Here is a 10,453-nt window from a genome sequence, read left to right as displayed (position 1 = left end):
CGTCCGGCGCGAGGCCCGGCGTTCGGCTAGCGGCAGCCGAGGCCAGGGCGGCGGCGTCAGGATCCGGAGCAATAGTCGAGAAAGTGCTGTTCCGGCATCGGCCTGGCGAACAGGTAGCCCTGGGCTATGGAGCAACCGAGTTCGATCAGGCGTACCCGTTGTTCGTCGCTCTCCACCCCTTCCACCACCAGGGAAATTCCCAGCGCCTGCGCCAACGCCACGACACTGCTGATGACGGCGCAACTCCTGGGCTGGGTCTTCATCTTCTGGACGAAGGTTCTGTCCAGCTTGATCTGGCTGAAGGGAAACTCGCAGAGCCGGTCGAGGGACGAATAGCCGGCGCCGAAATCGTCCATCGCCAGGCCGCAGCCCATGATCCGCAGACGCACGAGGTTCTCCAGGCTGCTGGCAGGAGCGCTGATCAACCCGGTCTCGGTGATCTCGAACATCACCGAACTGGGCGGCAGGTGGAACTCGGTCAGCAACGCCGAGATGTTCTCGGCCAGCGCACGCGAACCCAGTTGCGAAGGATGGACGTTGAACGCCAGGTTGATCGGCTGCCCCAACTGCGCCAGCTTCCTGCGCGTCGCCAGACCCTGGCTGAACAGTTGCCAGAACAGCTTGTCGACCAGGTTGTAGGTTTCCATCACATAGAGGAAATGCGACGGCGGCAGTACGCCGAGATGCGGGTGGTTCCAGCGTGCCAGGACCTCGGCGCCGATCAGGCCGCCGCCATCCAGGGCCACCTTGGGCTGGTAGTAGGCTTCGAACTCGCCGTTGTCGAGGCCGCGCACCACGTCCGCCACGGAGGGCAGCTCGGCGACTTCGATCTGTCGCGGCAGGTCCTGGCGACGAGCGTTGTAGCGGGTCAACAGGGCGGTGATCCGCTCCAGGCTGAATGGCTTGCCGAGGTCGCCGAGAAAATTGAGGCCCAGGCACTCGATCATCGAAATGGTGGCCTGGCGCAGGATGGGATCCACCTCGCTGCTGAGGATCACCGAATGAACCTTGCCGCTCAGGCTTGCGTGGCGAAGGAATGCCAGGCCGTCCATGCCGCTCATCTGCAGGTCGCAGATGGCGATGTCGACGTGTCCGCAGGACTCCAGGATCGCCACCGCCTCCTTGCCGTCCGCCGCCTCGAGGATCGATCCGGGCACCACTTTCTTCAGGGCTGTGACGGCTACCAGGCGCTGAAAAGGCTCATCCTCCAACACCAGAACATTCAAATCATTCATCACGGTCCACACAGGGTTTCCAGGAAATACCGGCGATATACTGCTGTGTTTCCCTTACTAGACCTATGGGACAAGTCCCCATGTTTTGTGGGAATTTTCCTACTGATTTGGAGGTTCGGTTGGATTAGCATGGTTCCACATGAAAAACCGAATCGCCCCGCCTCAACAGGCTATTCTGGACGGCGATCTCGGCCTAGCGCCCAACATGGATGACCACCGGCGGCAGCGCCCGGGAAATCGAATCCCGACCCTGCCCCGGTCCCTCAAGGTAAATCGAATTTATGCATACCGTCCTGATCGTCGACGACCACCCCGTCATCCGCCTCGCCGTGCGCGTCCTGCTGGAAAAGCATGGTTTGCAGGTGGTGGCCGAGACGGACAATGGCGTGGATGCCATCCAGTTGGTCCGGGAGCACGAACCGGACGTGGTGATTCTCGACATCGGCATTCCCAAGCTCGACGGCCTGACCGTGATCTCGCGGATCAAGTCGCTGGAACTGCGCACCCAGGTGCTGGTACTCACTTCACAATCCGCAGAGGCGTTCTGCAAGCGCTGTATCCAGGTCGGCGCCCGTGGGTTCGTCAACAAGGAAGAAGACCTGAACAACCTGATCAACGCCCTGAACGCCGTGATCGCTGGCTACACGTTCTTTCCTTCGCTCACGTTCGATACCCTCGGCACCCCGCCGGAGCGCATTTCCGAAAGCGAGCTTATCGGCCTGCTCTCCGACCGCGAGATGATCGTCCTCCAGCATCTCGCCATGGGCTATTCGAACAAGGCCATCGGCGAGAAGCTGTTCCTCAGCAACAAGACCGTCAGCACCTACAAGACCCGCCTGCTGCAGAAGCTCGGCCTGGGTTCGCTGGTCGACCTCGCAGAGTTCGCCAAGCGCAATTCGCTGATCCACTGACCTGGCGCTTCGCTGTCGAAGCCCAGGCCTAGGCACCTTCGAGCAAGCGCGGCCGGAAGCCGTTCCTGCCACGCCACGAGCATCGGCGGATTTCCACAAAGCATGTGGAACCGCCTGTGGATAAGGTGCGAAAAACGCTCCGTGCAGCGCATCGTGCCTGGCCTTGCGACGGTTGATCAGTTCCTGACCAGGCGCACGGCGAGCGGACCAGGTGGCATCGACAAGGCTCGGAGGCGGTCTTCGCCTCGGTTACACTGCACGCCGGTTTCCCCAGGTCTCGCTCGTCGTCCACATGCCCAGTCAAGCATCCTCCCCTTCCCCCCAGGTCGCCATCGTCGGCGGCGGTCCCGCAGGCCTGATGGCCGCGGAGGTCCTGAGCCAGGCGGGCGTACGCACGGAAGTGTTCGACGCCATGCCCTCGGTCGGCCGGAAATTCCTCCTCGCGGGCGTCGGCGGCATGAACATCACCCATGCCGAGGCCAGGGAACAATTCCTCGGCCGCTATGGCAGGCGCCAGAAGGAAATCGCCGCACTGCTCGGCGAATTCGACGCGGATGCGTTGCGCGCCTGGATCCACGGCCTGGGTATCGACACCTTCGTCGGCAGTTCCGGCCGGGTGTTCCCCTCCGACATGAAGGCCGCGCCGTTGCTCCGTGCCTGGCTCAAGCGCCTGCGCGAGCAAGGCGTGCTCATCCACACCCGCTGCCGTTGGCTGGGCTGGAACGCGGACGGTACGCTGGACATCCAGAGCGCCGCCGAGCGCCTGTCGATACGCGCCGACGCCGTGATCCTGGCGCTCGGTGGCGGCAGTTGGCAGCGCCTGGGCTCCGACGGCGCCTGGGTGCCCCTGCTGCGGGCCCGCGGCGTCGAGGTCGAGCCCCTGCGGCCAAGCAATTGCGGTTTCGAGATCGGCGGCTGGAGCGAGCTGTTTCGCGACAAGTTCTCCGGCGCTCCGGTCAAACCGGTGGCCATGGGACTGGCGGGCGAAACGCCGCGCCAGGGCGAATTCGTCGTGACCCGCGACGGTATCGAGGGCAGCCTGGTCTATGCCCTCTCCGCCGCCATCCGCGAACGGATCGAGGCACAGGGATCGGCCGAAGTATGGCTGGACCTGTTGCCGAACAGGCGTCGCGAGCAGATCGAGGCAGCCCTGGCTCGCCCGCGCGGCTCCAGGTCGATGGCCAATCACCTGCGCAGCCAGTTGGGCATCGATGGGGTTCGGGCCGGCCTCCTGCGTGAACTCACCCCCGCCGCCACCTATGCCGAGCCGGCCCGCCTGGCGGCGGCGATCAAGCGCCTGCCGCTGACGCTGCTGCGCCCGCGTCCGCTGGACGAAGCGATCAGCAGCGCCGGCGGCGTGCGCTTCGAGGCGCTCGACCGCAACCTGATGCTCGCTGGCTTGCCCGGCGTGTTCTGCGCCGGGGAAATGCTCGACTGGGAGGCGCCCACCGGCGGCTACCTGTTGACCGCCTGCTTCGCCAGCGGGCGCGTGGCCGGACTCGGCGCGCTGGCCTGGTTGCGCGGCAGGCGCTAGAGACCGGTACGCCAGCGCCTCGCTATTTGCCGGACGGCCGCTTCTTCGGCTTGCCCGCCGCGCCCGCGCCGAAGCCCGGCGCCTTGCGCACCGCCTTGACCGTCGGCGCGCTGCTGTCGAACCAACTGCCCAAGTGGATCTTGCCGGGCTTGCCGGCGCTCTCCGCGGCCTTGGGTTTCTTCGGCTTCTTCGGTTTCTTCAGCACCACGCCGCCCGGCGCGGTCTGCGGCACCCGGTGTTCCGGCGCGAAGTCGGGCTCCTCGCGGCGCTGCAGGGTCTGCCCGATCAGTGTCTCGATCGCCGCCAGCAGCTCCACTTCGTCGGCGCAGACCAGTGACACCGCCTGGCCGGAGGCCCCGGCACGGCCGGTACGGCCGATGCGATGCACGTAGTCCTCGGCGACGATCGGCAGGTCGAAGTTGACCACCAGCGGCATTTCCTCGATATCCAGGCCACGCGCGGCCACGTCGGTGGCTACCAGCAGGTCTACCTCGCCGGCCTTGAACCGCTGCAAGGCGCGCAGCCGCGCCGGCTGCGGCTTGTCGCCATGGATCGAGTCGGCGGCGATACCCTGCCGCTGCAACAGTCCGACCAGTTCCTCGACGCTCTTGCGGGTCTTGGCGAAGACCAGCGCCTGGCGCCAGCGATTGGCCTGCAACAGGTGGCAGAACAGCTCGGCCTTGCGCTTCTTGTCCACCGGCACCAGCCATTGCCTGACGCTCTTCGCCGCGGTATTGCGCGGACTGACCTCGATGGACAGCGGGTCGCGCAGCAGTTCACGGGCCAGCGTGCGGATGGCGTCGGAGAAGGTCGCGGAAAACAGCAGGGTCTGGCGCTTGCGCGGCAGCGCGGCGAACAGTTCGTCCAGCTCGCGGGCGAAACCGAGGTCGAGCATGCGATCGGCTTCGTCCAGCACCAACGCCTGGAGCTGGGCGAACTTCACCGCGTTCTGCCGATACAGGTCGAGCAGCCGCCCGGGAGTGGCGACGAGGATATCCACTCCCTTGCGCAGCTTCATCATCTGCGGGTTGATGCTGACCCCACCGTAGGCCACCGCGGTACGCAGCGGCAGGTGCTGGCCGTAGTCGCGGACGCTGGCGTGGACCTGCTCGGCCAGTTCGCGGGTCGGAACCAGGACCAGTGCACGCACCGAGTTCGCAGCGACCTGCGGCCCCTCTAGGGTCAGCCGCTGCAGCAACGGCAGGGCGAAACCGGCGGTCTTGCCGGTGCCGGTCTGTGCTGCGGCGAGCAGGTCGCGGCCCTTGAGCGCCGGGGGTATGGCTTGGGCCTGGATCGGCGTAGGCGTGCCGTGGCCGAGCCCTTCGAGGGCCTTGAGCAGGGGGTCGAGCAGACCGAGGGAAGCGAACGTCATGAGCGACTCGGAAAAAAGGAAACGGACGGCATTCTAGCGGATTCGCCGTCTCCCATCGTCCTCTGGAGCGCGGCCGGTCAGCCCTTGAGCAGCAGTCCGCCCTCGATCGGCACGTAGCGCGACGCCGCTCGGATCAGCGCGTTGGCGGTCAGGCCAGGCACCCCGTAGGCCGTAGCCACGACGCCGTGGGCGCGGATGACCTTCTCCAGCAGCAGATCGAAGTCGCCGTCACCGGACAGCAGCACCACTTCGTCCACCCGTGGCGCGGCATCCAGTACGTCGATGGTGATGCCGACATCCCAGTCACCCTTGGCCGAGCCGTCGGCACGCTGGATGTAGGGCTTCAGCTTCACCGTGAAACCGAGGTTGCGCAGAATCTGCTGGAACTGTTGCTGACGCGGGTCGCCGCGGTCGATGGCGTAGGCATAGGCCTCGACGATGCTCCCGCCGCGAGCGATGTCTGCCCACAGGGCGGCGTAGTTGAGATGGCAGCCGTAGGCCTGGCGCACGGTGTAGTAGAGGTTCTGCACATCGGCGAAGACAGCGATCTTCTTCGCCGCGGGCGACTCGGGACGACTCAAGGGGAACTCCGGAACGACGGCAGTGGGCCACCATTATCGCAGCCCACGGCCCGCAACCCTAACGGTCAGGTGAACAAATCGTCGTCGCCGAGGAAGCTGGAGTCGTCGTTGAAGTCGCTATCGCTGAAATCGCCATCGGCGAAACCGCCGTCGGCGGGATAGTCGCTATCGGCGAAGCGCTCGGTTGCCGGCTCGGGATCGGCAAACTGACTGGCGTCGAGGTTATCCACCGGGACGTCCTGGATCACCTCGACGATTTCCTGCGGTTGGCTGTGGCGGAACATGCCGGTGAGCAGGTCGGCCACCAGCATCCCGCCAGCGACCCCGGCGGCCGTCTGCAACGCGCCGCCGAGAAAACCGCTGGCCCGCGAAGGCGCGGCCGACGCGGCGGGCGCCATACCCGGACGCATGTCGCCGGCCCCCGCCGCCGGATTGGAGAAACGCGTCTCGCCCCAGCCCGCCGGGCGCCCCGGTTGGCTCGGCGCCGGCTCGTCGCGCGCGCCGCCACCGAACAGGCCGGAGAGGAAGCCGCCGCTGCTCGGACGGCTCTGCTGCAACTGGGCGACCTGCGCCTCGAGCTCCTTCACCCGTTGGTCGAGGCGCTTCAGCGCGGCTTCCTGGATCAGCACCACCTGCGCCATGTAGTACGGCGCCGCCGGCTGCCGCACCAGGTGCTGGTTGATCTGCGCCTCGGCCTCGGCGTCACGCGGAGCGGACTGCCCCTCGGCCTCGCGCAGGCGGCTGAACAGGCCGTCGATCAGGGTTTTCTCATCGGATTTCATCGCACGCCTCGACTGCATTTCGAGAAGGAAGGATGGATTGCACCAAAGGGAAATATTGGAGCACCCTGCACGATCTCAAGTTCCTCCGGTGAATTCCCGATGAATGACCACGCCCAGCGCTCCGCACGGCCCCAGGTCGCCCTGCTGATCGTCGACCTGCAACGCGGCATGCAGCGCCACGACCTGCCGCCGCGCAACAATCCCGGCGCCGAGGCGCGCATCGTCGAACTGCTTGCCGCCTGGCGCGCCGCCGGCTGGCCGGTGGTGCACGTCCGGCACATTTCCCGGCAGCCCGGCTCGCCCTTCGCGCCCGGCCAGCCCGGCGTGGAGTTCCAGCCAGCGCTGGCGCCGCGCGACGACGAGGCGGTGTTCGAGAAGAACGTTCCCGACGCCTTCATCAACAGCGGCCTGCAACGCTGGCTCCATGTCCGCGACATCCGCCAGGTGGCGCTCGTCGGGGTAGCCACGGAGAACTCGGTGGAAGCCAGCGCACGAAGCGCCGGCAACCTCGGCTTCCAGACCTGGGTAGTGGCCGACGCCTGCTTCACCTTCGCCAAGCCCGATTTCCATGGCACCCCGCGCAGCGCCGACGAGGTACATGCGATGGCGTTGGCCAACCTGCACGGCGAGTACGCCGTGGTACTGCGCGCCGCCGAACTGTTGCAGCGCTTGCCGGCCTGACTGTCTGCCGGGCAACAGCGGGACAACAGGGCTGTCCGGCAGAAGACAGGCCGCCTCCGCCATATCCCCCATAAGCCATTGATTCGAAAACATGAATCCGGGATGGCACGGTTCCTTCATAGACACCGGACCACGCCCCTACCCGGAGATACCCCCGATGAGCCAAGAGCAACAGCCGATCCACTTCGCCTACTGGGTCCCCAACGTCAGCGGCGGCCTGGTGGTGAGCAAGATCGAGCAGCGCACCAGCTGGGACATCGACTACAACCGCAAGCTGGCCCAGTTGGCGGAACGCAACGGCTTCGACTACGCCCTCTCGCAGATCCGCTTCACCGCCGGCTACGGCGCCGAGTACCAGCACGAGTCGGTGGCCATCAGCCACGCCCTGCTGGCGGCCACCGAGAAGCTCAAGGTGATCGCGGCGATCCTGCCTGGCCCCTGGCATCCTGCGGTCGTGGCCAAGCAACTGGCGACGATCGACCAACTGACCAATGGCCGGGTCGCGGTGAACATCGTCAGCGGCTGGTTCAAGGGAGAGTTCACCGGCATCGGCGAACCCTGGCTGGAGCACGACGAACGCTATCGGCGCTCCGAAGAGTTCATCCGCGTGCTGAAAGGCATCTGGACCGAGGAAAACTTCACCTTCAAGGGCGATTTCTATCGTTTCCACGACTACACCCTGAAACCCAAGCCGATCCAGCAGCCGCACCCGGAAATCTTCCAGGGCGGCAGCTCGCGGGCGGCGCGGGACATGGCCTCGCGCGTGTCCGACTGGTACTTCACCAACGGCAACAGCATCGACGGCATCCGCGCCCAGGTCGAGGACATCCGCGCCAAGGCGGCGGCCAACGGCCATTCGGTCAAGGTCGGAGTGAACGCCTTCATCATTGCCCGCGACACCGAGGAGGAAGCGCGGGCGGTGCTCGACGAGATCATCGCCAAGGCCGACTACGAGGCGGTGAACGCCTTCGGCGACGCGGTGAAACAGGCCGGCAAGGCCTCGCCGGAGGGCGATGGCAACTGGGCCAAATCCACCTTCGAAGACCTGGTGCAATACAACGACGGCTTCAAGACCAACCTGATCGGCACGCCACGGCAGATCGCCGAACGCATCGTCGCGCTGAAGGCGGCCGGGGTCGACCTGGTGCTGTCGGCCTTCCTGCACTTCCACGAAGAAGTGGAGTATTTCGGCAAGCACGTGTTGCCGCTGGTCCGCGAACTGGAGCAGGCCCAGGCCCGCGAAGCGGCCTGATCGGCAACGGCGGCCGCCAGGCGTTGGCCTCGGCGGCCGGCTGGGTTAGAGTCGCGGGCTCGTATCCGATCTGCCGACCCGCGATGAATCCTCTGCTGCCGCTGCGTGACGCCTGGTTCTTCTTCACCCGCCACCTGACCACCCTGGTGCCGCTCTGCCTGCCCTGGATATTCCTCGAAAGCCTGCTCCAGCAGCAGATCGACGAAGCCGTCGGCCCCCAGCAGATGGGCGCCTGGAGCCTGGTCGCCGGACTGCTCTTCTACCCGCTCTACACCGCAGCCCTGATCCTGTTCATGGACGCGCGCGGGCGCGACGAGCGGCCTCGCGTCGGCCAGCTGTGGAGCGCCGCGCTGCGCCTGTGGCCAGCCTTCGCGCTACTCGCGGCGCTGACTTCGCTGCTGATCGTGCTCGGCCTGTCGCTGCTGATCCTGCCGGGCATCTTCGTCATGGTGAAGCTGGCCTTCGCCGAATTCTGCCTGGTGCTGCGCGGCCGTAGTCCGCTGCAGGCGCTGCGGGAAAGCTTCGAGTTCACCCGTGGGCGATTCTTCCTGATCCTCGCCTGTTCGCTGGTGATCCTGCTGCCGGTCTGGAGCCTGGAAGCCTGGCTCGCCGATTCGGCCGGCGACGCCGTCGTGCTGCGGGTCGCCCTGCATACGCTCAGCGGGTTCTTCCAGCTGCTGTTGACCATCGTCGCCTTCCGCATCTACAGCCTCGGTCCGGCGCCACGCAACGGGATGTGAACGGCGCCGCGCGCCGATTCGCCGCGCTGGCCTATGCTTGACGAGCCCTGCCTCGAGGAACGGACCATGAGCGACGAATCGGCCAACCCCAGCTGCATTTCCCACCTGTCCATCGGCACCAACGACTTTCCCCGTGCCCGAGCCTTCTACGACGCGGTGATGGCCGCCCTCGGCTGCAAGGTGATCCTCGAATACCCCGGCGCCGTGGCCTACGGCAAGCTCTATCCGGAGTTCTGGGTGCAGGCGCCGATCGACGGCCGTCCCGCCAGCGTCGGCAACGGCAGCCACGTCGGCCTCTTCGCCGACAGCAAGGCCCAGGTCGACGCCTTCCACGCCGCGGCCCTGGCCGCCGGCGCAGACGACGAGGGCGCGCCGGGCCCGCGTCCGCTTTACGGCGAGCCCTACTACGGGTGTTTCATCCGCGACCTCGACGGGCACAAGGTCGAGGCCTCCTACTGGGACATGAGCCAGGGCTTCGACGCCCACGACCACGCCCACTGAGCGCCGTCAGGGTTGCGGCTTGAGTCCCGACAGGCGCGGCACCAGCAGCTTTTCGAAGAGACGCGGAAAGAAGCGCGCCAGCAGCCGCGCCCGCCAGTTGACGTTGGACAGCACCAGCAGGCGCCGGCGCCGCGCGGCGCCCTGGAAGATCGCCTCGGCGACCTCCACCGGCGATGCCACCTGGCTGCCCAGCACTTGCACCGGCTGGCGAGTCACCGAGCCATCGCCGACCAGCGCATTCTTGCGCAGGTCGGTGGCGGTGAATCCCGGGCAGGCCAGGGTCACGCTGACGCCGGTGCCTTCCAGCTCCATCCGCAGGGTGTCGAACAGACCGTGCAAGGCATGCTTGCTGGCGTTGTAGGCGCTGCGGTAGAGCAACGGGGCGAAACCGGTCAGCGAACTGAGCACGACGATCTGCCCGCGCCGTTCGAGCAGGCTCGGCAGCGCCGCGCGGGTGCAATGCACGGCGCCGAAGAAGTTCACCGCCATGACCTTGCGGAAAACCCCCAGGCCGGTTTCGGCGAAGGTACCGCGGTGGGTGATGCCGGCGTTGTTGACCAGCACGTCGATGCCGCCGAAGCGCTCCACCGCCAGCGCCACGGCACGCTCCACCGCATCGGCGTCGGCGACGTCGCAGCGCAGGCCGAGCGCCTCGCCGCCGAGATGGTCGCGCAGGTGCTGCACCAGGCTGTCCAGCGCCGCCTGGTCGAGGTCGAGGATCGCCAGTCGCGCACCGGCCCGGGCGAAACGCAGCGCCAGCGCGCGACCGATGCCAGAACAACCACCACTGACCAGCACCACCTTGTGGCGGTAGGCCTGGCTGCTGAATACCTTGCGCGGCATGCGATACCCTCCCGCTCGAAA

11 protein-coding genes are annotated in these 10,453 nt (G+C 66.5%); 6 read left to right on the top strand and 5 right to left on the bottom strand.

Translation table 11 applies throughout. The features are described from left to right. Positions 1–56: 56 nt before the first annotated feature. The gene (rocR, locus tag VQ067_RS05205) at positions 57–1,235 is read right to left on the bottom strand and encodes a two-component system response regulator cyclic di-GMP-specific phosphodiesterase RocR (RefSeq protein ID WP_003106013.1); all 1,179 of its coding nucleotides are present in this window, start codon (positions 1,233–1,235) and stop codon (positions 57–59) included. Positions 1,236–1,516: 281 nt separating this feature from the next. Here rocR and VQ067_RS05200 point away from each other — a divergent pair, with 281 nt between their 5' ends. Both VQ067_RS05200 and VQ067_RS05195 read left to right on the top strand, forming a co-directional pair. After that, complete coding sequence (locus VQ067_RS05200) at positions 1,517–2,146, top strand: response regulator transcription factor (protein WP_003093094.1); 630 nt, start codon at positions 1,517–1,519, stop codon at positions 2,144–2,146. A gap of 292 nt (positions 2,147–2,438) precedes the next feature. Next, positions 2,439–3,680: a TIGR03862 family flavoprotein gene (locus VQ067_RS05195; protein WP_003110392.1), complete on the top strand. Its 1,242-nt coding sequence runs from the start codon at positions 2,439–2,441 to the stop codon at positions 3,678–3,680. Positions 3,681–3,702: 22 nt separating this feature from the next. On the opposite strand, the gene VQ067_RS05190 is transcribed toward VQ067_RS05195, so the two are convergent. From VQ067_RS05190 to VQ067_RS05180, 3 genes are all read right to left on the bottom strand, one after another. Continuing rightward, positions 3,703–5,052 (bottom strand): DEAD/DEAH box helicase, encoded by a 1,350-nt coding sequence (locus tag VQ067_RS05190; protein ID WP_003118269.1) that lies wholly within the window; start codon positions 5,050–5,052, stop codon positions 3,703–3,705. A 77-nt stretch (positions 5,053–5,129) separates the two neighbouring features. Beyond that, positions 5,130–5,633: a LabA-like NYN domain-containing protein gene (locus VQ067_RS05185; RefSeq protein ID WP_003093104.1), complete on the bottom strand. Its 504-nt coding sequence runs from the start codon at positions 5,631–5,633 to the stop codon at positions 5,130–5,132. Between the two features lie 65 nt (positions 5,634–5,698). Beyond that, complete coding sequence (locus VQ067_RS05180) at positions 5,699–6,415, bottom strand: DUF2076 domain-containing protein (protein ID WP_016254299.1); 717 nt, start codon at positions 6,413–6,415, stop codon at positions 5,699–5,701. 99 nt (positions 6,416–6,514) lie between these two features. Here VQ067_RS05180 and VQ067_RS05175 point away from each other — a divergent pair, with 99 nt between their 5' ends. The 4 genes from VQ067_RS05175 to VQ067_RS05160 all read left to right on the top strand — a co-directional run bounded on the left by VQ067_RS05175 (position 6,515) and on the right by VQ067_RS05160 (position 9,589). After that, positions 6,515–7,096: a cysteine hydrolase family protein gene (locus tag VQ067_RS05175; RefSeq protein ID WP_003137718.1), complete on the top strand. Its 582-nt coding sequence runs from the start codon at positions 6,515–6,517 to the stop codon at positions 7,094–7,096. 157 nt (positions 7,097–7,253) lie between these two features. Beyond that, a complete protein-coding gene (gene sfnG / locus VQ067_RS05170; RefSeq protein ID WP_003137716.1) occupies positions 7,254–8,348 on the top strand; it encodes a dimethylsulfone monooxygenase SfnG in 1,095 nt (364 codons plus the stop codon). An 83-nt stretch (positions 8,349–8,431) separates the two neighbouring features. Continuing rightward, positions 8,432–9,088 carry a hypothetical protein gene (locus VQ067_RS05165; protein WP_003093108.1) on the top strand — a complete coding sequence of 219 codons (657 nt, stop codon included), beginning with the start codon at positions 8,432–8,434 and terminating at the stop codon, positions 9,086–9,088. A gap of 66 nt (positions 9,089–9,154) precedes the next feature. Then, positions 9,155–9,589, top strand: a complete 435-nt coding sequence (locus tag VQ067_RS05160) for a VOC family protein (protein WP_003137714.1) — start codon at positions 9,155–9,157, stop codon at positions 9,587–9,589. A 6-nt stretch (positions 9,590–9,595) separates the two neighbouring features. Here VQ067_RS05160 and VQ067_RS05155 read toward each other — a convergent pair whose 3' ends face one another. Next, positions 9,596–10,432 (bottom strand): SDR family oxidoreductase, encoded by an 837-nt coding sequence (locus tag VQ067_RS05155; RefSeq protein ID WP_003093110.1) that lies wholly within the window; start codon positions 10,430–10,432, stop codon positions 9,596–9,598. Between the last annotated feature and the right edge of the window lie 21 nt (positions 10,433–10,453).

The sequence above is a fragment of the Pseudomonas sp. KBN12P06040 genome (genome assembly GCF_037574965.1).
Lineage (GTDB): Bacteria > Pseudomonadota > Gammaproteobacteria > Pseudomonadales > Pseudomonadaceae > Pseudomonas > Pseudomonas aeruginosa.
This window is presented reverse-complemented; position numbering and strand designations above follow the sequence as displayed.

Coding starts and splice junctions, on each gene's coding strand:
- rocR (WP_003106013.1), bottom strand. CDS start 1,235: ATGAATGATTTGAATGTTCTGGTGTTGGAGGATGAGCCTTTTCAGCGC.
- VQ067_RS05200 (WP_003093094.1), top strand. CDS start 1,517: ATGCATACCGTCCTGATCGTCGACGACCACCCCGTCATCCGCCTCGCC.
- VQ067_RS05195 (WP_003110392.1), top strand. CDS start 2,439: ATGCCCAGTCAAGCATCCTCCCCTTCCCCCCAGGTCGCCATCGTCGGC.
- VQ067_RS05190 (WP_003118269.1), bottom strand. CDS start 5,052: ATGACGTTCGCTTCCCTCGGTCTGCTCGACCCCCTGCTCAAGGCCCTC.
- VQ067_RS05180 (WP_016254299.1), bottom strand. CDS start 6,415: ATGAAATCCGATGAGAAAACCCTGATCGACGGCCTGTTCAGCCGCCTG.
- VQ067_RS05175 (WP_003137718.1), top strand. CDS start 6,515: ATGAATGACCACGCCCAGCGCTCCGCACGGCCCCAGGTCGCCCTGCTG.
- sfnG (WP_003137716.1), top strand. CDS start 7,254: ATGAGCCAAGAGCAACAGCCGATCCACTTCGCCTACTGGGTCCCCAAC.
- VQ067_RS05165 (WP_003093108.1), top strand. CDS start 8,432: ATGAATCCTCTGCTGCCGCTGCGTGACGCCTGGTTCTTCTTCACCCGC.
- VQ067_RS05160 (WP_003137714.1), top strand. CDS start 9,155: ATGAGCGACGAATCGGCCAACCCCAGCTGCATTTCCCACCTGTCCATC.
- VQ067_RS05155 (WP_003093110.1), bottom strand. CDS start 10,432: ATGCCGCGCAAGGTATTCAGCAGCCAGGCCTACCGCCACAAGGTGGTG.